23 protein-coding genes, 1 pseudogene and 2 riboswitches are annotated in these 23,848 nt (G+C 41.6%); of the genes and pseudogenes, 8 read left to right on the top strand and 16 right to left on the bottom strand.

Annotated elements, in window-relative coordinates; all coding sequences use genetic code 11:
• Nucleotides 1–676: tetratricopeptide repeat protein (locus PI95_RS35845; protein ID WP_039740512.1), on the bottom strand; the 676-nt coding region annotated here is incomplete at its 3' end.
• A 266-nt stretch (nucleotides 677–942) separates the two neighbouring features.
• On the opposite strand from PI95_RS35845, the gene PI95_RS35185 reads away from it, so the two are divergent.
• Nucleotides 943–1,272: a hypothetical protein gene (locus tag PI95_RS35185; protein WP_063842308.1), complete on the top strand. Its 330-nt coding sequence runs from the start codon at nucleotides 943–945 to the stop codon at nucleotides 1,270–1,272.
• 19 nt (nucleotides 1,273–1,291) lie between these two features.
• Here the strand turns inward: PI95_RS35185 and PI95_RS10600 are convergent, their stop codons facing one another.
• Nucleotides 1,292–1,714 carry a type II toxin-antitoxin system VapC family toxin gene (locus tag PI95_RS10600; protein WP_039739206.1) on the bottom strand — a complete coding sequence of 141 codons (423 nt, stop codon included), beginning with the start codon at nucleotides 1,712–1,714 and terminating at the stop codon, nucleotides 1,292–1,294.
• Nucleotides 1,711–2,046 (bottom strand): hypothetical protein, encoded by a 336-nt coding sequence (locus PI95_RS10595; RefSeq protein WP_236117022.1) that lies wholly within the window; start codon nucleotides 2,044–2,046, stop codon nucleotides 1,711–1,713. Before PI95_RS10595 ends, PI95_RS10600 begins: the two co-directional genes overlap by 4 nt.
• 36 nt (nucleotides 2,047–2,082) lie before the next feature.
• Here PI95_RS10595 and PI95_RS10590 point away from each other — a divergent pair, with 36 nt between their 5' ends.
• Both PI95_RS10590 and PI95_RS10585 read left to right on the top strand, forming a co-directional pair.
• Nucleotides 2,083–3,114, top strand: a complete 1,032-nt coding sequence (locus tag PI95_RS10590) for a hypothetical protein (RefSeq protein ID WP_039740506.1) — start codon at nucleotides 2,083–2,085, stop codon at nucleotides 3,112–3,114.
• Between the two features lie 35 nt (nucleotides 3,115–3,149).
• A complete protein-coding gene (locus PI95_RS10585) occupies nucleotides 3,150–3,365 on the top strand; it encodes a hypothetical protein (RefSeq protein ID WP_163518769.1) in 216 nt (71 codons plus the stop codon).
• A gap of 127 nt (nucleotides 3,366–3,492) precedes the next feature.
• Here PI95_RS10585 and PI95_RS10580 read toward each other — a convergent pair whose 3' ends face one another.
• Nucleotides 3,493–6,621 carry a hypothetical protein gene (locus PI95_RS10580; protein WP_039739202.1) on the bottom strand — a complete coding sequence of 1,043 codons (3,129 nt, stop codon included), beginning with the start codon at nucleotides 6,619–6,621 and terminating at the stop codon, nucleotides 3,493–3,495.
• A 476-nt stretch (nucleotides 6,622–7,097) separates the two neighbouring features.
• Here PI95_RS10580 and PI95_RS10575 point away from each other — a divergent pair, with 476 nt between their 5' ends.
• The 3 genes from PI95_RS10575 to PI95_RS10565 are packed head-to-tail and all read left to right on the top strand — an operon-like array spanning nucleotide 7,098 to nucleotide 7,802.
• On the top strand, nucleotides 7,098–7,301 hold the full coding sequence (locus PI95_RS10575; RefSeq protein ID WP_039739199.1) for a chlorophyll a/b-binding protein: 204 nt from the start codon (nucleotides 7,098–7,100) through the stop codon (nucleotides 7,299–7,301).
• A 42-nt stretch (nucleotides 7,302–7,343) separates the two neighbouring features.
• On the top strand, nucleotides 7,344–7,547 hold the full coding sequence (locus tag PI95_RS10570) for a chlorophyll a/b-binding protein (RefSeq protein ID WP_039739197.1): 204 nt from the start codon (nucleotides 7,344–7,346) through the stop codon (nucleotides 7,545–7,547).
• Nucleotides 7,548–7,598: 51 nt separating this feature from the next.
• Nucleotides 7,599–7,802, top strand: coding sequence for a chlorophyll a/b-binding protein (locus PI95_RS10565; RefSeq protein WP_039739195.1), 204 nt, complete (start codon nucleotides 7,599–7,601; stop codon nucleotides 7,800–7,802).
• Nucleotides 7,803–8,008: 206 nt separating this feature from the next.
• Here the strand turns inward: PI95_RS10565 and PI95_RS10560 are convergent, their stop codons facing one another.
• From PI95_RS10560 to ntrB, 9 genes are all read right to left on the bottom strand, one after another.
• Nucleotides 8,009–9,127, bottom strand: coding sequence for a sensor histidine kinase (locus PI95_RS10560; protein WP_039739194.1), 1,119 nt, complete (start codon nucleotides 9,125–9,127; stop codon nucleotides 8,009–8,011).
• 82 nt (nucleotides 9,128–9,209) lie between these two features.
• Nucleotides 9,210–9,611 carry a hypothetical protein gene (locus PI95_RS10555; RefSeq protein ID WP_039739192.1) on the bottom strand — a complete coding sequence of 134 codons (402 nt, stop codon included), beginning with the start codon at nucleotides 9,609–9,611 and terminating at the stop codon, nucleotides 9,210–9,212.
• Nucleotides 9,612–10,109: a Rab family GTPase gene (locus tag PI95_RS10550; protein ID WP_039739190.1), complete on the bottom strand. Its 498-nt coding sequence runs from the start codon at nucleotides 10,107–10,109 to the stop codon at nucleotides 9,612–9,614.
• Nucleotides 10,110–10,122: 13 nt separating this feature from the next.
• A complete protein-coding gene (locus tag PI95_RS10545; RefSeq protein ID WP_039739189.1) occupies nucleotides 10,123–11,880 on the bottom strand; it encodes an OmpA family protein in 1,758 nt (585 codons plus the stop codon).
• A gap of 123 nt (nucleotides 11,881–12,003) precedes the next feature.
• Entirely contained in the window at nucleotides 12,004–12,597 is a 594-nt protein-coding gene (locus PI95_RS10540) for a hypothetical protein (RefSeq protein WP_039739187.1), read from the bottom strand.
• Nucleotides 12,598–13,073: 476 nt separating this feature from the next.
• A complete protein-coding gene (locus PI95_RS10535) occupies nucleotides 13,074–13,730 on the bottom strand; it encodes an adenine nucleotide alpha hydrolase family protein (protein ID WP_373695696.1) in 657 nt (218 codons plus the stop codon).
• 182 nt (nucleotides 13,731–13,912) lie between these two features.
• A riboswitch (cyclic di-AMP (ydaO/yuaA leader) is annotated at nucleotides 13,913–14,096 on the bottom strand.
• A 27-nt stretch (nucleotides 14,097–14,123) separates the two neighbouring features.
• Nucleotides 14,124–14,960: an ABC transporter ATP-binding protein gene (locus PI95_RS10530; protein ID WP_039739184.1), complete on the bottom strand. Its 837-nt coding sequence runs from the start codon at nucleotides 14,958–14,960 to the stop codon at nucleotides 14,124–14,126.
• Between the two features lie 41 nt (nucleotides 14,961–15,001).
• Nucleotides 15,002–16,438 carry an ABC transporter substrate-binding protein gene (locus tag PI95_RS10525; protein WP_039739182.1) on the bottom strand — a complete coding sequence of 479 codons (1,437 nt, stop codon included), beginning with the start codon at nucleotides 16,436–16,438 and terminating at the stop codon, nucleotides 15,002–15,004.
• 156 nt (nucleotides 16,439–16,594) lie between these two features.
• Complete coding sequence (gene ntrB, locus PI95_RS10520) at nucleotides 16,595–17,443, bottom strand: nitrate ABC transporter permease (RefSeq protein ID WP_039739181.1); 849 nt, start codon at nucleotides 17,441–17,443, stop codon at nucleotides 16,595–16,597.
• A 98-nt stretch (nucleotides 17,444–17,541) separates the two neighbouring features.
• A riboswitch (cyclic di-AMP (ydaO/yuaA leader) is annotated at nucleotides 17,542–17,732 on the bottom strand.
• 278 nt (nucleotides 17,733–18,010) lie between these two features.
• On the opposite strand from ntrB, the gene PI95_RS10515 reads away from it, so the two are divergent.
• Nucleotides 18,011–19,195, top strand: coding sequence for a sensor histidine kinase (locus PI95_RS10515; protein WP_039739180.1), 1,185 nt, complete (start codon nucleotides 18,011–18,013; stop codon nucleotides 19,193–19,195).
• 153 nt (nucleotides 19,196–19,348) lie between these two features.
• Here the strand turns inward: PI95_RS10515 and rnc are convergent, their stop codons facing one another.
• From rnc to PI95_RS10500, 3 genes and pseudogenes are all read right to left on the bottom strand, one after another.
• Entirely contained in the window at nucleotides 19,349–20,032 is a 684-nt protein-coding gene (rnc, locus tag PI95_RS10510; RefSeq protein ID WP_039739179.1) for a ribonuclease III, read from the bottom strand.
• 96 nt (nucleotides 20,033–20,128) lie between these two features.
• Nucleotides 20,129–20,365 (bottom strand): HNH endonuclease, encoded by a 237-nt coding sequence (locus PI95_RS10505; RefSeq protein ID WP_163518776.1) that lies wholly within the window; start codon nucleotides 20,363–20,365, stop codon nucleotides 20,129–20,131.
• A gap of 648 nt (nucleotides 20,366–21,013) precedes the next feature.
• Nucleotides 21,014–21,612 (bottom strand): annotated as a pseudogene (locus PI95_RS10500) (Uma2 family endonuclease).
• Between the two features lie 96 nt (nucleotides 21,613–21,708).
• Between PI95_RS10500 and PI95_RS35840 the strand changes: the two are divergent.
• On the top strand, nucleotides 21,709–23,841 hold the full coding sequence (locus tag PI95_RS35840) for a VWA domain-containing protein (RefSeq protein WP_039739178.1): 2,133 nt from the start codon (nucleotides 21,709–21,711) through the stop codon (nucleotides 23,839–23,841).
• Nucleotides 23,842–23,848: the final 7 nt, after the last annotated feature.

Here is a 23,848-nt window from a genome sequence, read left to right as displayed (position 1 = left end):
TGGTAGCAACGCCAGCTTTATCACCCACTTGCCGCGATAAGGGTAGTGACTGATTGTAGTAATTGAGGGCTTGTTGCTTGTCGCCTAAATCGCTGTAAAATCCGCCAATATTGTTGAGAGTGCGAGCTTCCTGTGCTTTATCGCCCACTTGCCGCGATAAGGGTAGTGACTGATTGTAGTATTTGAGGGCTTGTTGCTTGTCGCCTAAATCGCTGTAGACTAAGCCAATATTGTTGAGAGTGGTAGCTTCCCCCGTTTTATTGCCCACTTGCCGCGATAAGGGTAGTGACTGATTGTAATAGTTGAGGGCTTGTTGCTTCTCGCCTAAATCGTTGTAGACTGCGCCAATATTGTTGAGAGTGGTAGCTTCCCCCGTTTTATCGCCCACTTGCTGCCATAAGGGTAGTGCTTGTTTGAATTTTTCAATTGCCTGTTGCCGAGATTCTGCCGTACCTTGCTTGTATAATCTATCTGCCTCATCAAAGAGGCGTTTCGCCGCAGCGCTAGTTGCTTGCTGGGAAGCAGTTTCCGATCGCTGTGCTATCTGTACACTCGTGCTGCGAGTCGCTGCCACGGTTGATAAAAAGACACCACTGAGTAATAAAATTAAACTTCTTCGGGTAAAACTCGGTAGCAAGCACCAGAAAGTCCGCTGAGACTTTGCACCTTTGTTCATTCTTCAGCCTTAATTAAGGAATATAAATTTAATAAAATACAAAACCTCACCCCGACAAAGCTGCGCTTTATCTCCCCTCTACGAGCGTAAGGAGAGGGGTAAGGGGTGAGGTAGATCGCAGGAAAGGGCATATTATTTAATTTACTTCAGAGAATTTACTGAAGTTTCATTGTTATCTTACAGGCATTCTTAAATAGATATCTGATACGTTTCTGATTTTGTAACGAGGTGGGGGATGTACGCATATAGGAGATCCCCGACAACTTATGCGAAGTCGGGGATCTGACCTGACAGGCAATGCATTAACAATGCAAGCCGATGCATTAACAATGCAAGCCGATGCATTAACAATGCAAGCCGATGCATTAACAATGCAAGTCGATGCATTAACAATGCAAGCCGATGCATTAACAATGCAAGCCGATGCATTAACAATGCAAGCCGATGCATTAACAATGCAGGGTATTGCATTAACAATGCAGGGTATTGCTAAATTTAAAAAAGCGATCGCATTAAGCAAATGCTGTACGTGCGTCAGATTCCCAACAAATAAATGCGAAGTCGGGATGACAGGGAATCTCACAGGCGATCGCTAGGACAGTGAATGCGTCTACGCTATGGCAAAAACACGCGCTCGAAAGGCTTTTTACGATAACGTCGATAAACATCAAAATCACTGTCCAAAGTAGCGATCGCCGCGATATCCAAGCGCTCGGAAATGATAATCAACGATAAATCTGCAAAATCCCCAGGTAAGTCTCTGTATTGAGCATTCAGTTCAGCAATGCGGGAAAAGTCTTGAGGTAATAGCTGCTCACACTCGTAAAGTTGTTTAGCAACGTCTAGAAGAAACTCGTTTTGTGTGCGCCAATCAAAGTTAAGCAACCACACTACTTCTGCGATGCAAATAGGCGTAGTCACTAGCCTTGAGGTACAATTCTCAAAGAAGTGACGCACCCGTTGGTGATATTTATCTCTAGCGCTATAGTACGCAAACAAAAATCCGCTGTCTGCGAGTATAAGCGGATAGTAAGTCATGGCTGACGCGCTTTGAGATATTCGGCGATCGCCTTCTTACGGTTCGAGCGTTCTGATAGATCCGTTGGTGCATCTTGCAGCAAGTGTTTAGGGTGTCCACCTCGTCTTTCAACCAAAGTTTTACCTGCTTGCAAAGTCAGCCAGCGTTCAGCAATCAAGCGTCTAATCAACTCACTTTTATCTGTTTGCTCGTGAGCCAAAATATCGGCTAGTTGCCCTTCTGTTTCTTCGTCTAGTCTGACACTGAGCATTGCTTTTATCATGCTTGTATTACAGGTATGACAAGCATAACATAATAAATCATCAGTTACAGTTACCCCAGATTGTGGCATAATAAGCCGATCGCATACACTACCACTTTCCCTACCGTGCAATCAACGGATAATATCGATGATTTGGCTGCTGCCTTACAACAGCCAGCAGATTTGACTTTTGAACTGCCCGATCCGGAAGATGAAGAAATTCCAGAGTCAGATTTTTTACAACAGCTAGAAGTAGCTTGGCAGGTATGCGATCGCTTTGATTTGCAAACCGAAATTTGGCGGGGTCGAATTTTACGCGCAGTCCGCGACAGAGAAAAAAAAGGTGGTGAAGGACGCGGTACCGGCTTTCTCAACTGGCTGAAAGAACGAGAAATCAGCAAAAGTCAAGCTTACAGTTGGATTCAACTAGCAAACAGTGCTGATACACTTCTAGAAGATGGCAAACTTCAGCCCAGCGCGATTAAAAACTTCAGCAAACGCGCTTTTGTGGAAACTTCCAAAGCAGCACCAGAAGTGCAACAAATGGTGAGTGAAGCTGCCGAAAAAGGCGATCGCATCACTCGTCGCGAAGTCCGTCAAATCAACGACGAATGGACGGCGATGTCCTCGGACTTGCTACCGGAACCTGTGAGGCAAAAAGCCGCAGATAATACTCTTCCTCCACGCTACCTCGCCCCTCTGGTGAAGGAAATGGAAAAACTGCCCGAATCGCATCAAAAATCGCTACAGAAAGAAATAGCCGCAAATCCTGACGTAGACACTCTCAAACAAGTCACTACAGAAGCGCGTAACTTAGCAAAATATCTCAAATCTGCGGCACAAGTTCAAGCCCTAGATCAAGAACAAGTTGACATCGAAACCGCTTTAGAAGAAGCGCAAAGAGTCGGCTGTTTAAATATAGCTGCCGATTTAGTTAATCAATCATCGCAAATAGAACAAACGATCGCCAAACTCTACATGACTTGGAAGCGCATCAACAACTTAGCTGATCGCTTGTATGTAGATACCGGTGCTTCTACACCAAATTTGCGATCGCTTCTCGATTGTTTAGAACCCTTCGGTGGTGAAGTTATGGAAATTCAACTTGGTGGGGCAATGGAGAAAACTATTCGCTTGCAAATTCAAGAGACGAATTAGGGTTTTATTCGTAGTGAGCGCTTCAGCGCTCAATCTTGAAATTGAGCGCTGAAGCGCTCACTACGGATAAAAAAAAGCCCCCCGGCATCAACAACTTAGCCGATCGCTTGTATGTAGATACCGGTGCTTCTACACCAAACTTGCGATCGCTTCTCGATTGTTTAGAACCCTTCGGTGGTGAAGTTATGGAAATTCAACTTGGTGGGGCAACTGAAAAGACTATCCGCTTGCAAATTCAAGAAACAAATTAGGGTTTTATTCGTAGTGAGCGATTTATCGCTCAATCTTGAAATTGAGCGCTGAAGCGCTCACTACGCATAAAAAAAAGCCCCTCGACTTTGAGAGGCTAAATAAGTTTAGCGGAGACAACTTTTTCAACTAGGCAAGCATAACAGCGATCGCTCCTCCAATTGCGGCGAAAATTGCCGATACTGTCGCGGTTGCAAACAGCCACCAAGCTGCTGATGCTGCTGCTTTGCGGGTTTCTTCTGCTTGTCGCTGCGCTTGCAGTTTCACTTCTTCCAAGCGTCGCTGTGCTTCTTGTTGAATGCGTTCAGCGCGTTGCAGGACTGTGTTACGCGCTCCTTCGATTTGGTCGATAATTCGGTTAGCGTCTTCCTCGGAGATATCCTCACGAGAACTCATAACTGCTACCAAGGTTTCGCGGTTGAAGGAAGATAGGCGATCGCGTATCGCTTCAAATCCCGCTTGCGGATCGTCGAATATCTTGCGAACATCGCGCTTGATACCATCATAATTCAATTCCGGACGTTCCAAAGAGTTGAGGTAGTTACGAATTGTGCCAAAAATACCATCAATCACACCTTGAATCTGGCGTTGGATACCCCGCACTTGTTCCACAAACTGCTGCTGCACTGATATCATATTATCAGCAATTTGTGCTGCTTCTTCATCGGTAATATCTTCGCGAATTTTCAGCAAAGCGATGATTGTCGAGCGGTCAAAATGGGAAAGGCGTTCAGTTAAACTTTCCATCCCCACTCGCGGATCGTGCAACAGTAATTGCAAGTCGCGTTTGATACCTTCTGGATTAAGTTCTTCCTTACCAGTTTGCCGCAGATACTCTTGCAAATAAGCTTGGAAAGTTTCCACTCTTTGCTGAGTTCTGGTAGCTAAACGACGCGGCGCACGCACAATATCGCGAATTGAGGTTTGTACCGAATCGATGACTTGATTGACTTGTTCTTCGCTCAAGTCTTTACGTTGGCTCAGTAGTTTCACCAGCGTATCTCTGTCAACTTGCGACAACCGCCGCCGTAATGCCATCGCTCCCTCTTGGGGATTTTCAAACAATCGATTCAAATCGCGTTGAATACCTTCGGGGTTGAGTTCTTGTTTGCCAGTATTTCGCAAATAATCGGCGATCGCACTCGTCGTCGAGTCGTATTGCTCCTTAGCTTTATCGGCTAAAGCTTGCGGTGCTTGACGAACACTGCTCCAAGATTGCTCAATAGTATCAATCGCTTGATTAACTTGGTCTTCGCTCAAATCTTGCCGCTGACTCAACAATTGTACCAGCGTATCGCGGTCAAAGCGAGACAACCGCGCCCGAATTGAGGAAATTCCCGCTTGCGGATCGTCCAAAAGCGTTTTCAAATCAGCGCGAATCCCATCCGGATTCAATTCTCCTTTGCCAGTGTTACGCAGATATGACTCTAAATTCAACCACAGCGTTTCTGCTTGATATTTTGCTTGATCTGCCAATCCTTTGGACTCAATCAAAGCTTGATCGCGCTGATTTTCCAGTTGGTCGAGAATTCTGTCTGCTTCCTCTGGCTGGATATCATTGCGTTGCAGCAAAATATCTCGCATTTCCTGACGGTCAAATTGAGACAAACGCCGAGATAAAGTTTCATAATCGGCGTCGGAGTCTTCCAGCAACGGTTTGAAATTCTGCTGAATTGCTTCTGGGGTCAAATCCGCTTTTGGTGTAACTAGTAAATAACTTTCAACTCGACGTTGCAAGTCTAGTACTATTTCCCTTTCTTCCGCTGCGGTGACTTCTACCAGCACTTGTTGACGGATAACTTCAAGCTGATTGACAATCCGCTCAATTTCTGCTTGCGTTAACAATCCGCGTTCAGTGAGAATATTAGCGAAATCTTGCTTAGAAAGTCGCTCAACCTCTCGCTTAACTGTTCCGGGATCGGCAGCTGCATCGTAAATAACATCACGAAATTCTTCCGCGATTTTTTCTCGACTTAATTGCCAAGCATAAGTGTTGTGCAGGTAGTTTTCGACATCAGCACGAATCGGGCTGAAAGGCTGCTTTGGTGTGGGAAGTCCTACTTGGTCGGCTTTTTGGGTTACTTTATCTTTGGCAGTGGAAAGACTACCTAAGATTTTTTCTACATCCAAGTCTGACAAATCCGTGCGTCCCAACACTATACCACTTAGCGCGGTGATTCCCTGTTGCAGAGTTCGCTGAATTGGACCTGGAGTAGCTTCTTGAGTTGCTCTTTGATCGGCTTCTTTAGATGCACGCATCTCAGACATTAACTGATCCACCTTGCGGTTCAGTTCATCTGTCTTGGTTTGTCCTGGCTGCACAGATTTGAGATATTCCATCAACTCACCCATGCGGTCTGGAGCGGATTTGTTACTAACAACTTGTTGCCAAACGCCATATAATGTGTCTGCAACACGGTTAATATCGCGTTTGGAAAGGTCAGTGCGATCGCTTACCAAACTAACAAACTTGTCTCGGTCGATGTTGCGTAAATCTGGACTACCCGCTAGTGCTTTTAATTGCGGATCGTTGAGCAATTTTTCAAACTCACCCCGAATCTTCGATAAATCGAGTTCAGGGGGACGCACCATTTCTAAGTAATCTTCGATATTGTCTCGGATAGTACCTGGGTCAATCGCACTACCGATTTCTCGGCGTACAGCGGCAGCTGCTGCTTCTGCGGTGGCGACAACTTGATTATTGATCGCTTTCGCCCCCAATGCGGCGGTAGCCGTCCCCATAATCGCCTGAAAGCCGGATGTTGCTGTATTTACAACTGAGCCAACTAAGGAACCTACCGTAGTTGAACTCACCCACACCAACAACAAAAAGTACGCACCCCAAATTACCAAGCCTAAAATTGCTCCCAATCCTGGACTTAAAATCAAGAGGCTCAATTTTACCGCTAAGAAAGTGGCGATTAAGAGCGCGATCGTCACCGTGACTAACGTCCAAATCCCCACCGCAGTACCGATTTTGCGAATTGTACCGCCAATAGAGTCATGGCTTTGCGAGCTAGAATCCGAGTCTGGTTGATGCCCCAGGTAAGTAATACCGGCAGCTACCGAGAGGTTTGTTAAGACTAATTGGATGGCAAAGGCTAGAATCACGCCAGAAATCAAAGCGACAAAAAAGCGCGGTCCTGAAGTGACAACAGATGCCTGTGCTGGCGTAATTGTTGAGGGGTCTACTGGAACCTGTGCCAGCCAAAATAGCGGCTTGTACAGTCCCAGCATTATTTGTGTACTCTCAAACATGATATTTCCTTGTTAATCGTTTAATTCACTAGAAATTTAAAGATAACGTGAGAATAAATTTAACATCTGTTGCAATACCCAACTAGTGTAAATTTCAGAATCGTGGAATTTAGGCATTTAGAGCATCTCTCTCAGGTTTGAATCTTTTCTACAGCGCTGGATAGAATTTTGACAAATTATAGATGTAGATGGCGAGCGATCGCTAATAATCTGCATTTATTTTGACATTAGATATTTTCACCTAGCTTCCTTCATCTGCAAATTCCATTTATTTCTATTAACAGCAAATTTATTGCTTTAAATCTGGGCTTGTTATCGGTTCGTAACATTTATTTACAATTTTTGTTTTTATCACCCTCTGAAGGTGGATTTATCCGTGCAAAACAATATTGAGACATTGTGCCCATAGACAGAAAGCATATTAGTTATATCTAGTTACATTAAAGTCAACAAGCAAAAAGTTCAGGTACACAAAAATGGAATCTCGTCCTACTACCGATTTACCACCAGTTGCTAAAGAATATAACGGTGTAGACCGCAATGCCTTTTTATTTGGCTTTAATCCTCAAGCTGAATTGTGGAATGGTCGCTTGGCAATGATTGGCTTTCTTGCCTATTTAGCTTGGGATTTAGCAGGCTATAGCGTTCTGCGTAACGTGCTGCATTTCATTAGTTACTAATAGATATAAAACGCAAAAACTACTTGATTTAGGAGAAAAACAATGCAAACTCGTCCTACTACCGATTTACCACCAGTTGCTAAAGAATATAACGGTGTAGATAGAAATGCTTTCCTATTTGGCTTCAATCCTCAAGCCGAATTGTGGAACGGTCGCTTGGCAATGATTGGCTTTCTTGCTTACTTACTTTGGGATTTAGCAGGCTATAGCGTTCTGCGTGACGTACTGCATTTCATTGGTTACTAAAAATTAAATATCTGAAAATACAGAAAAACTACTTGATTAAGGAGAAAAACAATGCAAACTCGTCCTACTACCGATTTACCACCAGTTGCTAAAGAATATAACGGTGTAGACAGAAACGCTTTCCTATTTGGCTTCAATCCTCAAGCCGAATTGTGGAACGGTCGCTTGGCAATGATTGGCTTTCTTGCTTACCTACTTTGGGATTTAGCAGGATTCAGCGTCGTTCGTGACGTATTGCACATCATCGGTTATTAATTATAACTTGATAGGGGCGCTCTTTTCCCCGCCCTTATTTAATAATCGGTTTCCTACATATTGTAGAGACGTTCCAATGGAACGTCTCTACAACCGTAATGGTATTTTTCTTACTATTAAAAAGCGCGGATATAATATAACTCCTAACTCCTGTAAAGACGCGAGGAACATCGCGTCTCTACCTAGACGCGAGGAACATCGCGTCTCTACCTAATTCCCACTTTTGGCAAGCGAAGCCAAAAACGCGAACCACCTTCCGGACGAGGTAAATAACCAATCTCCCCTCCCCAACGTTCAACAGTAATCCGACAAAAATAAAGTCCCAAACCGACTCTACCGGATCTACCTCTTCCTTGAGAAAACTTTTGGAATAAATTTTGTGCCATTTCCGGTGCTACACCAGAACCCTCATCATTGACAGTTACTAAAACATATTCCCCATCTTGTTGCAAATTAATTGTCACAACAGACCCCACAGGACTGTGACGCAAAGCATTTTCTGCCAGATTTGAAATCACTCTATCCAAACGCGATTTATCACCAACCACTTTCCAGTCTGCTGTCAAGTCAACATTGCCAGCAAGCAATAACCGCATTTTGTTCAGCGTAAAAGTAGGAGTTAAAATTTCGATAACTTCTTGTATAGAAATCAAAGCATCCGGTGCTTGATCGACATCAACTGTAAAAGCTTCCAGTGACTGTACTTCTGCCGAAAATGCATCTAATATTTCCCGAATCAGCATTTCTTGCTTGATAGATTGTTTTCGACCAATTTGCAAACGTTCTTTACCCTTTGGTGTCAAGTTTTCAAATTCCAGCAATGCCAAACAGCAATTAATACCGCTCAATTGACCTGCGATATCATGTATAATGCAGTGAATTAAAACTTCTTTTTTTTGATTCTCTTTTAATAACTGTTGATAAGTTAATTTGTTCTCTCTAGCTTTCTGGATTATAGATTGTATCTCTTTGTATTCACCATCTAACGATTCGATTAATAAAATTTTTTTATGATTTATACAAATTGCTGAAGCTTCAAAGTAGTATTCTTGACCAGTTAAATCTTTCTCAGTCCATAAACCTGATTTGAGTTTCTCTTCTGCATTGCGTTTCCAGAATTCTTCAGCATCAATCAAAAAGTTTTCTAAAAAGGGAAACTCTTCTTCAGGTATTAATATTTCCATTCCTGATGTCACCCCACGACGACAAAAAGACCGCAACCAATTTGGTACGGTTCCAGTAATTCTAAAAGAGCCAATATTAAGTCTTTCTAATACTAAGATATTCAAGGCGGCGAAAACGTCTGCCGCAAGAGACTCGCTCATAATTTCAACTAGATAAAATAAGTTTAATTTTTATTTTTTAAAACTAAAAATGTATTGCTTCGCTTGTTTTGTTAGCGGTAAATTACTGATTGAAAATTTTTAGTAATTTTTCCTCAGACAGGCTAGAATCGTTTACTTGTTGTTGAATGACTGAGAGTTGTGTTTCATCCTTGGTAGCATCTAACAGCAGCACCCAATCTCCCTCCTCTGTCGGGAAGATATGCACATCTGCACAAATCCCGTATTCGGTTTTCATCCGAGGTAAAAATAAGGGAAAGTCATCCAATGGCAGCAACCCTTCGAGAAAAAAAATTTGCTCTCCTACATTTGTCCCTTTTTCTAAGTTAGTAACTCCGTATGCTGCCAGCTTACCTCCCCAAGTTAATAAATAACCATCTTTACTTACTAAAAGATAAGCCAAAGAAAGTTGTTCTAACATCAAAGTAAGAACATAAGCAGCAACGGCAGCGGGGACATTTTGCATTTATGCCTCCAATATTTTATTAGCAAGTGTTTGAAAAACTTCTTCTACACCCAGCCCAGTTTTAGCGCTAGTTTTAATTACAGTCCAGCCACGTTGTATAATTGCATCGATTTCTGCCGTTTCAATTTCCCATTCATCCAGCAAATCTGATTTGTTAAGTACAAGAATAAAGGGAATTTGTCCAATCGTTTCTTCTACTCTTGTTTGCAGACTAAAAGCTTTTTCTAGGGTGTTGTGTCGAGTTCCATCCACTACGATTAAATAGCCAGACGAACCTCGTAAATAAGACAGTCGCACTTTTTGAAATTCGTCTTCCCCGTAGAGATCCCAAAGAATAAAATTTAACTCTTTGTCTTGAATCTTCACTACTTTTTTGTCAATTTTTACACCCACAGTAGTTTGATAAGTTTCCGAAAATATGCTATATACAAATTTGGCTACTAAACTTGTTTTACCTGTAGCAAAAGCACCTACCATACAAATCTTTTTCTGAAGCATAAAAAATCATCACTTATTTAGGCTTTTCAGATAAAAATACCTTGAAAGATACCCTAGAATTAGATTTTTTTTCTAATTTTATCGATTTGCTGTCTAACGACTCGTTAAAACCCCCTCCTACGGTTTGAAAATTGCTGGCGTTAATTCCGGAAGCGGTTATATAAGATAAGATTTTGTTAGCACGGGCTTGACTAAGTGTCTTCTTTTCTTGTTTTCTAACTGCATTCTCATGTCCTATTATTTGAATACGTACATCCTGACGCAGATATTTTGCAGTATTCAGTAGCTTTTGCATTTTTACTAGTAAATTCTGCATTTTATTCTCTTGACCAGGTAAAAGCTCTGCTGTATCTTCTAAAAAGAAGAGCATATTTTCTTCTATTTGCTTTTTATATGAATTGAGTTTGTTGAATTCTGGATTTAAAAGATTATTGTATTCAAATTGAGTTATTCCGGGAATAAAATGCCATAATTTTTGTGCTGACAAAATCCATTGACGAGGAGCAGAACCTGTAGCGTGAAGAATGCCATTTTCGTCAACATTTAATGATACACTTTCTGGAGGTTGAAGTAATTCGGCGGCTCTTTTTGCGGTAAATTGTGGTTGCAAAGATATGTAAGGTTCCCAGTTACTGATGACTTTTTTGGGAGGTATGTTTGCTTCTTCCATCAGCATTTTTGGATCTACTGCTAACGGATCGCGCATTCCGGAAAGGAAATATTTCCCGTGTCGCGAACTTGCTTTGGTGACTACAATTCCTGGCTGAGAGTTAAGTTTGTCTAGATAAGCATTCCAGCGAAGTTGATCTCTAATGGCAAAAAAGCTTGCAATTGAGCAGGCGATCGCTATTGTCCCTAAAAATGTCCACGCATAAGTATAATTCTGTTTGCGTGGCAATTTGTACTGAACTTCTAAACAATTTTCTAAATAAGGTTTACTTGCTGAAAATGGCTCTGTTTCTCCTTGAAATTCCGCAAATTCTTTATTTAATTTCAGGTGAATTTTTTCTATTGCTTCTTGAAAAACTAACCTTAATTCTTGACGCGCTCTTCCTCGAATAATTCCTGCTAATATCGCTTGGGGTCCCTCTTCAATCCAAATAGTCAGTTCTCCAAACCTCAAACTTTGCAACGATTCACCTTTTTGCACGCTGAAAGAGTCTTTGACAAAATCTTGGATAGCGGTCAACATTGCGGAAACCAAATCCGGATCTTGAGCGGCTACTTGCGGTGCTAAAATATGTTGTAGCAACAATCCCGTTTTTTTATGAATTAGAAAAACCTGCTCCACACGATAAACCATAGTGCGAAGCAGTACAATTTCCGCGAATGATTTCCCTGTACGTTGTGCTTCTAATCTCCACTTCAGGCTTTGTGGTGATAAGCTATGTTCCAAAGTTTGATTTAAAGATTGAATCATCTCGTCAAGAGCTGCGGACATAGCCTTGCGGGTAGCTGGTCCGATGACGGGAAAAATCGTTTCTGAAAGAGTATTTAAATCTTTTTTAACAGAATATTGAATCGCATCTTCGATGGTCGGTACGATTGCTTCACTCAAATTTTTATCTTGCATTGACCGCAAAATAATCGCTTCTGGAAGCAAACGACTGATATCTTCAGCTTGAACTTGAACGTCGTCTAATTTTTTATATAGTTTGTTAACTTTAGTCGGTTCAAGACCAAGAAGCAAACTGCGAAGTTCACTTAGTTCATCGCTGGTGGCATTATTTGGGGATTCTTTCGCTGTTTCATTTGTGGAATAATCACTCATTGCCAATATCCCCTAATTTATAACTGATAATAACTTGTATTATGTTGTAGGAACTGGCAAGGTAAGAAGCAAGCAAAAAAGAAAAAATAAGTTTTTTTAACTTTTATCTTGTTCATCTGGTGTCTATTGTTGGTTCAGTCGAATCGCTAATTCTGTAAACAACTGTGCTAAAGTAGAGCGATCCGTTTTGTCTTTACGAAGTTCTTGAGTATCTCGTTCTAAAACTGCGAGGATTTCTTCGTATTTTTGGCGGATATCATCGTGTAAATTTTTCGATTGGTTGAGAATCTGCTCTCGCATTTCTCGCTGATTACTGTTAGTTTTTTCCTCAAATTGAGCAAGTTTGTTTTCTAAAGAGATAGTTATATTTTTATGCTGTTCGGTAAGTGCTTTCAATGCTTGACCGCGTTCTCCTTGCTCGTTATTTACCTGTTTGGCTAATGACTCAATCTCTGTTTTAAAATAGCTTTCTAAGGAGTCTAAACGTTTTCTATTTTCATCTCGTAAGTTAGTACACTCTTTAATCAGACGTTCTTCTAAGCGCGCAAATTTTCTTTCAACTTCCCGCATCTGATTACCGAAAAGAATATCTCTAACTTTATCTAAGCTATTAATTTCGCTGAGATTTGGAAATGAAGATTTGTTAATATCTGGGATTGACGATGCTTGCCCTGGTTCGGAATTATAATGAGCAATGTATTCTTCCTGCGGCTTCATACCTTTAATCCCTTAATTTATTTTGGGTTTTGAATCTATTTTTCTTTTTGTGTTGTAGCACACATCTAGCTAAGATCTTTATAATGTTTACACTATGATTTATATATAATTCTGTTAGTTAAAATTCGTAAATTAAATAGGTGATAGCATCCCCCAAAAGAGAGAAAATATATCTGTTTTCAGGTTAAAATAGTTAAGGAAAATATAATTTTTGTAAATTTTTTTTCCTGAAAAAGTTTTGTTAAGTCTCTTTTCAATTTGTTAAGAGAAAAAAACCACCATTAACCAATTCTGTATCTGTGCGACTTTTCATATCCTATACCCCCGGATGCATTGGCAGGCAAGGAGAGATGATTTTGTGCGAACATTTGCAGAAACGGGATGATTATAGGTGGCTTTTTGAAGTCAGGAAATGCCTAATTTATCAAAAAAGACGTTCCAACGGAACGTCTCTACTATTAATCGAACATTTGCAATTAAATGTTTATAGAATTGGGAATACCCAGAACAACGCAGGGGAAATTGAAGTCTAGTGTCTGGATAATCGGATGATTTATAGACTTACAACCCAGAAACAGGATATCAGCAGCTTCTAATTTAACTACTTTTTGAAGTTCTTCAGCAACGCAACCAAACCGCAAATGAGCTTTGAAAGAACCTTGCCATTCTTCAGCCAAACTGCGTGCTTGCCAAAGAATTCGGTCTGCTTGGGTGAGGTTGTCTGTCAATTTTGTTTCTACAGAAAGTGCGTTTGATGTAAGTTGAGGTTCAGATAAAACGGATGTAGTAGACTTGGATGCATAGTTAACCGGACATGCCAATGAAGGTTCATGCATTTCGGAATGAAAGACATCTAAATACTGATTTTTTTGATTTTCTTCTACTACATAAACAGCTTGAACTATAACTTGTACGTTAGTGGCTAAACGTGTTTGATGGGCAATCCAAAAAGCAATATCTAGCGCGGTATGGCTGTTGGGAGAACTGTTGTAGCCAACGATTAAGTTAATAGATTTTGCTGGTTGAGCTTTTTCAGTACAAGATGTTTTTGGTGATAGCAATACCATTTGCTCAATTAAGTCATCACGACCTATTGCGCTTTGCAAACGAACTAACATTGGCTTGATTTTCACAGCTTTAACTTCTCTCTACTAAAGTGAACGATGAACGAGAAGCAGGGTAACTAAAGGCTGAAGTGTAAAGGATGAAGTACAAATTAAGAAGTAGATTTTTATATCTTTCATCCTTTGTTATTCATCTTTATGTTTAAGGAAACCCCAATAACAACTGCTATAAAAGCCCAAGTTTTGGGGGTTCCTTCCATTGCCGACGGAGTTAGCTGACGGGCTAAGACTGGAAGGTGTCTTTCTCTATAAGTTATGAGTTATGAGTTAAATAGTAACTACTAACTCTTAACTTTTAATTAACTTACTAAAAGATACGCCCCATAAGATGGTTCCTCCGCTTCAAATCTAGGTTTGATGAATTTGAATTAGGCTACCCACTAGGATAAATGATAGTGTATTTTACTCGTCTTGGGTAAAATAGCGATCTAAGAAATTTAAAGCGTGGTTGCGAAGTTCAAAATATTCTTTTGAGTTTCGCATGGCTGCACGATCGCGTGGATGTTCAAAAGGAACTTTTAATATTTCCCCGATATTAGCTGCCGGACCGTTGGTCATTAAGACAATGCGATCGCTCATATAAATCGCTTCATCCACATCATGAGTAATCATCATTACCGCTTGTCGGTGGTTTTCCCAGATATCTAATACCTGACGCTGCAATTTTCCACGAGTTAAAGCATCTAACGCTCCAAAAGGTTCATCCATTAGCAACATTTTCGGACGAATGGCGATCGCTCTGGCAATACCAACACGCTGTTTCATACCTCCAGAAATTTCATCAGGATATTTGTCAGCTGCCGCTGTTAAATTTACCATTGCTAGATGCTCGTTCACAATGCTAATTTTCTCAGGACGAGATGCATTTTTTAACACTTCATCCACAGCTAAACGGATGTTTTCTCGCACCGTTAACCAAGGTAGTAACGAGTAGTTTTGAAACACCATCATTCTTTCCGCTCCCGGCTTGTTAATTTGTTTACCATCAAGCCGGACTGAGCCAGAAGTTGCTTTTTCTAAACCAGCAACAATTTTTAATAAAGTAGATTTCCCGCAACCAGAGTGACCAATTACAGATATATATTCGTCTTCACCAATACTGAGATTCACATTATCTAAAACGACAAATTTTTTACCTTCTGGTGTGGGATAAGCTTTCACTAAATTTTCAATTTCCAGAAATTCACTGCGGGGTGTGGCGATATTGTAGTTATCCTCAGAAAAAGAGGTAGATTTCATCTTGAGAAACTCCTGAAATAATACTGATGAAGAGTGATTTTTTAACCCAAATAAAAACGGGTGGGTGCGTTTGCCCTAATCTCAAAACTGTTGAGATAGCGCACAGGATCGCTGGGGTCAAAGCCTTTTTTGTCGATGAATACTTCTGGGGATTCGACTTTGTAATCATCTTTGGGACAATCGATACCCATTTCAGCGGCTATTTCCCGATATAAATCGGTTCTCCAGCCTTGTTGAGCCAGTTTATCAGCATTTTTGGGAAATTCCTTAATTTGTCCCCAACGTGCTGCTTGTGTCATCAACCAAAGACTTCTGGATCTCCATAAAAAGGTGGCGTGTTCTCCAGCCTCTTTGGGAAGGTTGTCAGGAATATCGTAGAAAAAGGTGGTATCGGCAGCTTTGATTGTGCGGTCTTTGCCATCAAATCCACCATAGTTGTAGTTGCCGAGAATTCCCGGACCTGTAAAAAGCGCGATCGCTGCACCTTTCTTTTTCGGTTTTGCACCTGTAAACGAGCGATCGGTAATCAGTTCGGCAACTTCTTGGCGGTTTTCTGGTTTGCTGCAATATTGGCAAGCTTCAATCATCGCTTTCACCAGAGAACGATAGGTTTTTGGGTATTTGTCGATGAAAGATTGCATCACCCCCAACAGTCGATCTGGGTGTCCCAACCAGACTTCTTTGCCTTGTGCAAAGGTAAAACCGACACCTTCGTTACCTTTAATTGCCCGTGTATTCCAAGGTTCCGCAACCATGTAAGCTTGCATTGCGCCAATTCGCACATTTGTTACCATTTGGGGGGGTGGAACAATGATGACGCGAAACTCCTTGAGCGGATCGACACCTGCGGCAGCGGATACGTAACGAACAAAGTATTCGTAAATAGAGGAACTCAGTACCACAGCCCAAACTTTGCCTTCTGGGGGTTGGCTGTCAAAGTATGCCCTGAATTGTTTGCCAAATGCTTCTAAATCGCCGTTATACTCATACCACGGACGCAGCCCAAAATCCCACATGGCTTTGTTCATGGTCATGGCGTTGCCGTGGTGATGAATGGTCATTGCCGCACACAGAGGGGCGTGGCGTGCGCCTTCTGCACCGATTCTGGCGTTGGTGACGGCACCGGATACCACGGGTGAGGCATCAAGGCGACCAAAAATTAGACCGTCGCGGGAGGTTGCCCAACTAGCTTCGCGGTTAAGTTTGACGTTCAAGCCATACTTGCGGAACAAGCCTTTTTTCCAGGCGATCGCAAATGGCGCACAATCATTCACGGGAACGTAACCAACGGTGATATCCGGCTTTTCTAAGTCTTGGGATCTAACTACTGGTTTAATAGCTAAAGCTTCTTCAGTCAGTCCTTTGGCAGAGCGATCGCCTGAAATTGCACACGAAGACAGCACCAGTCCCGCTGTCGTTGCTCCCATTCCTAATATAAAGTCTCGTCGAGTCAAGTTGTTATTGTCGGTGTTACTCATACGTCATTTTCACCGATGATTGGTAATTGGTAATTGCTAATTGGGAATTGGGAATTGGTAATTGGTAATTGGTAATTGCTAATTGGAAAAAATCCATTCCCCATTACCTATTACCCATTCTCCATTCCCCATTACCCATTCCCCATTCCCCATTCCCTAATTTGAAGTTGTCGGGCGGCGAGTTACTAATTGTTGAATTTTGCCTACGGCGAAGTCAAGTAGTAGCCCAGTTATGCCAATTACGAACACGGCTAAAAACACTGAACTCAAATTTAAACGACTCCATTCATCCCAAACAAAAAAGCCGATACCAATACCACCTGTGAGCATTTCTACAGCAACAATTACTAGCCAAGCAATCCCTAAACTAATTCGCAAACCTGTAAAAATATACGGCAAACTTGCGGGCAAGATAATTTTTGTAATCCGTCTCCAACGAGGCATTTCTAGCACCCGCGCTACATCTAAATAATCTTGAGAAACGCTAGAAACTCCAAGAGCGGTGTTAATAATTGTGGGCCATAATGAAGTTATGAAAATAACAAAAATAGCTGACGGATCTGCTAAGTTGAATATGGCTAAGGCTATAGGCAACCAAGCTAGAGGCGATACGGGTTTAAAAATCTGAATGATCGGGTTAAAAGCTAACATTGCCGATTTAGACATGCCAATCAGAAAACCCAGAGGAATTGCCACTACCGCACCTAACAAAAAGCCAAGTATTACCCGACGCAGACTTGCTAGCAACAACCAACCAATTCCCAAGTTGCCCGGTCCGCGTTGGTAAAAAGGATTTAAAATGTAGTCCATATTCGCTGCTAATGCCTCTGGGGGAGTGGGCATCAATTCATGGTTGGCAAGGGCGATAACCCACCACAATAAGATAATCCCCAAGAACCCAAGGATAGGTAACAGAACTACATCTTTGAGAATCACAGGTTTTGCCTTCCAAACAGCCTGTCCCGCAACTGCTACAATAGCAGCCAAATTTAATTGAAATATCATTTTCACCTCAACAGATTTAAGTACAGGTACAAAAAATCTGAGCAGCACCAGCCTTCGATACTGATGAGGTCATAACATTAATAATGTTGGTTGCCTCTTCAGTCTCTTCTCAATGCCTACGAAGTTAGCTGACGGGCTAGGGTTGAGAAATACCCTTCTTAAGAAAGTTATGAAGAGACGTTCCACGCCTTAGGTCTGTACGGGAGTTATGAGTTCAAAACTCCTCACTTTTAACTTTCTATAAAATACGCCCCAAATTATGGTTCCTCCGCTCTAGCATCTCACACCTAAACTGTAATGGTAATGATATTTGCTAGATTAAGCTGACTTACTCAAGTTGAATATAGATTTTAACATGGTTAGTTGGTAAAAATATCTATATTAAGATATTTGAATTAAATATTTTCTCTAATTTCGATATAAAATAAGCAAGATAAATGATAAACTTATGTCTTAGGACAGATGAATAATATAAAAAATGCCAAAAATACCAGATGGCGATCGCTAAAATAATTATATATAAGTATTTATCAGCTTATTCATTTATTCTTTGCCGAAGCTACCATAATGGATTTGAGTGAATTTTTGCTTGAAAAAACAGACACGATTATAGTAAACTGGGTGGAAGCCGTTCGCCAAGACAACAACATTGAAAGTGCTAACGATTTATCTCGAAAAGGCATAGAAAATCATATCGGTCATGTACTATCAGCGCTAGCAACTGTACTTTCTGAATCTCAAAATAGTGAAATTCAGCCGATAGTTGATGCGAGTTTGCATCATGGTAGTCTAAGAGCAGAGCAAGGCTTTAGTGCTGCGGAAATTGCACGAGAATATAGGATACTGCGTCAGGTAATATTTTCGATTTTAGAGCCACAATTGCTGCAAGCATCAACATCAGAAGTAATGCGGACAGTGCGGTTAATTAATATAGTATTGGATGAAGCGATCGGTCGCTGTTTTCAAAGCTACACCGAGCAGCGATTATCAGAATTAGAGCAACTGCAAAATCACTTAACTCTCAACAATCAAGAACTGAGTCGCTTAGTTCGAGCAAATCAAGATAATTTGTCACATTTAGCGCATGAATTAAAAACTCCTCTGACTTCAATTATTGGCTACTCGGATTTGTTTTTGCGCTTACAACGACAAAAGACAAAAGATAATGTTAACAATTTAGAACACATTGAGCGCGTGCTACGTAGTGGGAGAAAATTACTACACTTAATTAATGATGCACTAGAATTGTCGCGCTATGAAGCTGGACAAATGAAATTGCACCCAGCATCTATCCATGTCGATAAATTAATTAACGATGTGTATGAAATGTTAGAACCTTTGGCGCGTAATAAAAATTTACCAATCGAGGTAGATTGCGATCGCGCTCCTGATGAAGTTGTTACAGATTCGTTACGATTACAGCAAATCGTGACAAATCTGGTAAGTAATGCCATTCGCTACACAGAGACAGGCAAGATTAAGATAACGTGTCAAATGTGGGAGAATGATAAATGGGCGATCGCAATCTCTGATACTGGAGTTGGTATTCACTTTGAAGACCAAACCCAGATTTTTGAATCTTATTTTCGCGTAGCTTTGAGCGATAAATCTTATCTTCCTGAAAGCACTGGTTTGGGGTTAGCGATCGTTTCCCGACTGGTGAAACTATTGCAAGGCGAAATTAAGCTAGATTCACAAGTAGGAGTTGGTTCTACTTTTACTGTAATTTTGCCTTTGTCAGTCAAAGTTTGATAATTAAATTTTACTAGGACTTACGCAAAGTCCTGGAAAAACGAACCGCAGAGAAGCCAGTGCGTTGGGCGGCTCTGCCGACTTGAAGCATCTGGCGCGACGCAGAGTTCACAGAGGAATGAGGAAGAGAGAGAATTTTTGCGTAAGTCTTGTTTACAACAAACCTTGTTTTTTCAACTTAGCTAGTGCATCTTCAGCCGCAGCTTTTTCTGCATCTTTTTTATTGCGTCCTTTACCTTGTCCAAACTCTTTTTCATTCACAAAAACTTTGGCGAGATACTCTGGTGCGTGAGACAAACCACCTATTTGAACTGCATCATATTTAGGGGGATTTGGAGTCACATTGCGTTGTACCCATTCCTGAAGACGATTTTTGGAGTCTACATTTGAGCGAGATACAACAATATTTTCAGGTACAGAATCAAATAAAGGTTCTACAATAGCGCGAACTGCTTCAATATCTGAATTATTATCTAAATAATACGCAGCAATAACTGCTTCAAAAGTACTACTAAGCAAATTCTGATTTTGAAAGCCTCCATCTCGAATTGCACCTTTTCCTAACCGCATTCTAAAATCTAAACCCACTTCGTTAGCGAACTTTGCTAATTGCTTTTCATCTACTAATGCTGAACGACGACGAGTTAATTCATCTTCTCCCCTTTCTGGGTGATGCCGAAAGAGATATTCGCCACTTAAGAAATTGAGCAAAGCATCACCGAGAAATTCTAAGCGTTCGTTATGTTCCCCTTCTCCTGGGTTTTCATGAACATAAGAACGGTGAGTCAGCGCTTTACGTAAAAATTTTTCATCACGAAATGTCAGAAGTTTGTGCATTTTTTAGTTTTATGTTTTTAGATAAACCAATTTGATATAAAAGGTGGACAGGATGTCCACCCCACAAAAAGTAAGCCTGCAAAACTACAGTTTTAGTTAAAAGCAGTTACCCATTCTCCAGTTAGGTGGATAAAGACTGTTACCACGGGAGTTGTTACATTTAAAACAAGAAAGTCGCAGGTTTTCAATAGTGTTAGAACCGCCACGACTTTGAGGATACAAGTGTTCAATTGTCAGTTGATTTTCTTTCAAAGAATAACCACACCACCAGCAGTAATGACCATATAAAACTATAAGTTGGCGTTTTTTGCTTTGCTTTTGCTTAGAGTTCATTTCGTTTAATTTCCTTTGTTGTTGTTTACAACAGCATTGGAACATCACGCATATAGCTGTAGCAAAGCTTAGGAATGTGGATTTAATAAAATACATTCACGTCAGCCTCGCTTCACCCTACAGCTAAATCTTTCCCTCTCCTTGGTAAGGAGAGGGATGTCCCGAAGACAGGGTGAGGTGAAACATCAATACAGAATTGCATCTTATTTAATTCTTATTCCTTAGTGATAAAAATATATACTCAATGAGTACGTCTTTATCACCAAACTCTCTACTTGCACATTTTTTATTCTAGTCTCAGCCGTAGGAATCCTGGCTTTCTGCCAAACTCCGAGTCAACCCATTTCCTGAACATTCATCCAAATATCTTGCCTTCCCACTGAATCTATAGTCAATGACCTGACGTGACATCAGGCTGAATATTCAGCAAACGGGATGACCCGAAATTTGGCAGAAAACTAGGAATCCTGCGGCTGAGACAATACAAAAAAATCTGCGCTTTAGAATGCGGATATTATGCTGTCTAGATATAGATTTGCATGGGCTCAACTATCTGTCAATATCCTTGTTTGTGAAGAATTGTAAAAGCGATACTCCTACGGAGTCACTTCTCTACGAGAGGCACACGGTTACGCGATCGCCCCACATTCATAAACCTGAAAAACTCACCTTTGGCGGAAAAACTTTCCCTAAATCAATAGATAAATCAGGAAAACAAGGCAGCGCTATTACTTGATTGGGTAAGATAATCCGCTTATTCAAATAGCCATATTTACCTTGACTATTCTGATACGGTTCACTGTAAGATTCTAGATAATTATCAAAGAAATTAAATATCCAATAATCAGAAATACCAGCTTGAGCATAAAGAAGTATTTTCACATCTTGCTCATAATCCAAAGAAGAATCTGAAACTTCTATCACCAAGAGGACATCAGCAGGCTGAGGATGACCAGAAAGATAATTATCATCTCGGTTTTGGACAATCGTAAAATCAGGTTCTGGTTCGCTTTTAGGTGGTATAATAATTGGGGCTTGAGATTGTAGAGTTGCTCTGTCTCCAACCAGTTTTGGAAGTTCTTTCCACAATTTTCGCAAAACTTGTTTCGTGCGCTTTACCTTTCCCTACCTTTTGAATAAGTTCTCCATTGATTAATTCAATTCGCTCCTCTTCATGAAAAAAGCCTAATTTTGCTCTTTTTGTGGTATTCATCCAGGGTGAAGCGTTTAGCCTGAGCGATACTCATACATTTTGCTTTGAAAACAAACGTGCGATAATACTTATTCTAAATGTGCCAGAAATTGATATGCTAAAAGCCGAGACAAGCTAAAATGTGCAAATCATGCCTGCGCCTACAATTACTGCCTTTCCGCTGACTGCTGTCGTCGGTCAAGAAGCAATTAAACTAGCATTGCTGCTAGCTGCGGTCGATCCGGAGTTAGGAGGAGTAGCGATCGCAGGTCGTCGCGGTACGGCAAAATCTGTGATGGCTCGTGCTATCCATGCTCTAATTCCACCGATTGAAATAGTTAAAGGTGGTTTGAGCAATTGCGATCCCAATCGCCCAGAAGAATGGGATGATAAGCTGATAGCGGAAGCTGGGGAGACAATAGAAACCGAAATCATCCCTGCACCCTTTGTGCAAATTCCTCTAGGAGTGACTGAAGACCGACTTTTGGGTTCTGTGGATGTGGAACAGTCGGTAAAACTAGGGGAAACAGTATTTCAGCCTGGTTTACTTGCCGCAGCACATCGAGGAGTGCTGTATGTGGATGAAATTAATTTATTAGATGACCAAATCAGCAACCAGCTTTTAACAGTATTATCTGAGGGACGCAACCGAATTGAGCGGGAAGGTATTAGTTTTCAGCATCCGAGCAAACCGCTGTTTATTGCCACCTATAACCCAGAAGAAGGAGCATTGCGAGAACATTTGCTTGATAGAATAGCGATCGCACTTTCCGCTGACGGCGTACTCGGATTAGATCAAAGAGTCGAAGCCGTAGAACAAGCGATCGCCTATTCTAAATCTCCCCAAGAATTTCTTCAGCAATACACCGAAGACATCGATAACCTAAAAACTCAAATCCTCCTTGCACGGGAATGGTTGAAAGAAACAAGCATCACCCACGAACAAATCGCCTACTTAGTAGATGAAGCAATTCGTGGGGCAGTCCAAGGACATCGCGCCGAATTATTCGCCATGCGCGTAGCTAAAGCATCTGCGGCTTTGGATGGACGCACCACAGTAAATGCCGAAGATTTGCGCCGTGCAGTCGAGCTAGTAATTGTACCACGAGCAACGGTGTTGCAGACACCACCAGAACAACAACCACCCCCACCACCTCCACCACCCCCACCACCAGAAAATCAAGACGAGTCCGAACAAGAAGAGAAGGAAGAAGAGGAACAGGAAGAAAATCAAGAAGAACAAGAACCACCCAGCATACCCGAAGAATTTATCTTTGATCCCGAAGGTGTAATTCTCGATCCCAGTGTGCTTTATTTTGCTCAAATGGCGCAGCGCATGGGTAAATCTGGCAGTCGCAGCTTAATTCTGTCAGAAGACCGGGGACGGTACATTAAGCCGATGCTACCTAAAGGAAAAGTGCGACGCATCGCCGTAGATGCCACCCTGAGAGCCGCTGCACCGTATCAAAAGGCACGACGGGAGAGGAGTGGGGGACAAGGGGGCAGGGAGCAGGGGGCAGGGAGCAGGGGGCAGGGAGCAGCGGGAAAAACAGGAATTTCTTCCTTGTCCTCCCCCTCTCCCACTCCCCCCCTCTCCCCACTCCCCACTCCCCACTCCCCACAAAAGCGGGTATTTGTCGAACAGGCAGATATTCGGTCGAAGCGGTTGGTACGTAAAGCCGGGGCTTTGGTAATATTTGTAGTTGATGCTTCTGGGTCAATGGCACTGAACCGGATGCAGTCAGCTAAAGGTGCGGTAATGCAGCTTTTAACAGAAGCTTATCAAAACCGCGACCAAGTGGCGTTGATTCCCTTTCGAGGGGAACAAGCTGAAGTATTATTGCCTCCAACCCGCTCTATTGCTTTAGCGCGTAACCGTTTGGAAAGATTACCGTGCGGTGGTGGTTCACCGCTAGCGCATGGTTTAAGCCAAGCTGTGCGGGTTGGATTGAATGCTCAAATGAGTGGAGATATTGGGCAAGTCGTTATTGTAGCGATAACCGATGGACGCGGGAATATTCCGTTGTCTCGTTCTTTGGGGGAACCGCAAGAAACGGGAGAAAAGCCGGATATCAAAGCGGAATTGTTAGAAATTGCCGCCAGAATGCGTGCTTTAGGGATGCAGTTATTGATGATTGATACTGAAAGTAAATTTGTTTCCACTGGCTTTGCCAAGGAATTAGCTCATACATCAGGGGGCAAATATTATCATTTGCCGAAAGCGACAGATAAAGCCATTGCTGCAATGACAAGAGGAGCGATCGCAGATTTAAAATCTAGATAATTAGTCA

Source organism: Hassallia byssoidea VB512170 (genome assembly GCF_000817785.2).
Lineage (GTDB): Bacteria > Cyanobacteriota > Cyanobacteriia > Cyanobacteriales > Nostocaceae > Hassallia > Hassallia carrinoi.
This window is presented reverse-complemented; position numbering and strand designations above follow the sequence as displayed.

Bases quoted from the DNA above. Each gene is read 5' to 3' on its own strand.
- PI95_RS35185 (WP_063842308.1), top strand. From the start codon at position 943: ATGCGAAGTCGGGGATCTGACCTGACAGGCAATGCATTAACAATGCAA.
- PI95_RS10600 (WP_039739206.1), bottom strand. From the start codon at position 1,714: ATGACTTACTATCCGCTTATACTCGCAGACAGCGGATTTTTGTTTGCG.
- PI95_RS10595 (WP_236117022.1), bottom strand. From the start codon at position 2,046: ATGCCACAATCTGGGGTAACTGTAACTGATGATTTATTATGTTATGCT.
- PI95_RS10580 (WP_039739202.1), bottom strand. From the start codon at position 6,621: ATGTTTGAGAGTACACAAATAATGCTGGGACTGTACAAGCCGCTATTT.
- PI95_RS10575 (WP_039739199.1), top strand. From the start codon at position 7,098: ATGGAATCTCGTCCTACTACCGATTTACCACCAGTTGCTAAAGAATAT.
- PI95_RS10570 (WP_039739197.1), top strand. From the start codon at position 7,344: ATGCAAACTCGTCCTACTACCGATTTACCACCAGTTGCTAAAGAATAT.
- PI95_RS10565 (WP_039739195.1), top strand. From the start codon at position 7,599: ATGCAAACTCGTCCTACTACCGATTTACCACCAGTTGCTAAAGAATAT.
- PI95_RS10560 (WP_039739194.1), bottom strand. From the start codon at position 9,127: ATGAGCGAGTCTCTTGCGGCAGACGTTTTCGCCGCCTTGAATATCTTA.
- PI95_RS10555 (WP_039739192.1), bottom strand. From the start codon at position 9,611: ATGCAAAATGTCCCCGCTGCCGTTGCTGCTTATGTTCTTACTTTGATG.
- PI95_RS10550 (WP_039739190.1), bottom strand. From the start codon at position 10,109: ATGCTTCAGAAAAAGATTTGTATGGTAGGTGCTTTTGCTACAGGTAAA.
- PI95_RS10545 (WP_039739189.1), bottom strand. From the start codon at position 11,880: ATGAGTGATTATTCCACAAATGAAACAGCGAAAGAATCCCCAAATAAT.
- PI95_RS10540 (WP_039739187.1), bottom strand. From the start codon at position 12,597: ATGAAGCCGCAGGAAGAATACATTGCTCATTATAATTCCGAACCAGGG.
- PI95_RS10530 (WP_039739184.1), bottom strand. From the start codon at position 14,960: ATGAAATCTACCTCTTTTTCTGAGGATAACTACAATATCGCCACACCC.
- PI95_RS10525 (WP_039739182.1), bottom strand. From the start codon at position 16,438: ATGAGTAACACCGACAATAACAACTTGACTCGACGAGACTTTATATTA.
- ntrB (WP_039739181.1), bottom strand. From the start codon at position 17,443: ATGATATTTCAATTAAATTTGGCTGCTATTGTAGCAGTTGCGGGACAG.
- PI95_RS10515 (WP_039739180.1), top strand. From the start codon at position 18,011: ATGGATTTGAGTGAATTTTTGCTTGAAAAAACAGACACGATTATAGTA.
- rnc (WP_039739179.1), bottom strand. From the start codon at position 20,032: ATGCACAAACTTCTGACATTTCGTGATGAAAAATTTTTACGTAAAGCG.
- PI95_RS10505 (WP_163518776.1), bottom strand. From the start codon at position 20,365: ATGAACTCTAAGCAAAAGCAAAGCAAAAAACGCCAACTTATAGTTTTA.
- PI95_RS35840 (WP_039739178.1), top strand. From the start codon at position 21,709: ATGCCTGCGCCTACAATTACTGCCTTTCCGCTGACTGCTGTCGTCGGT.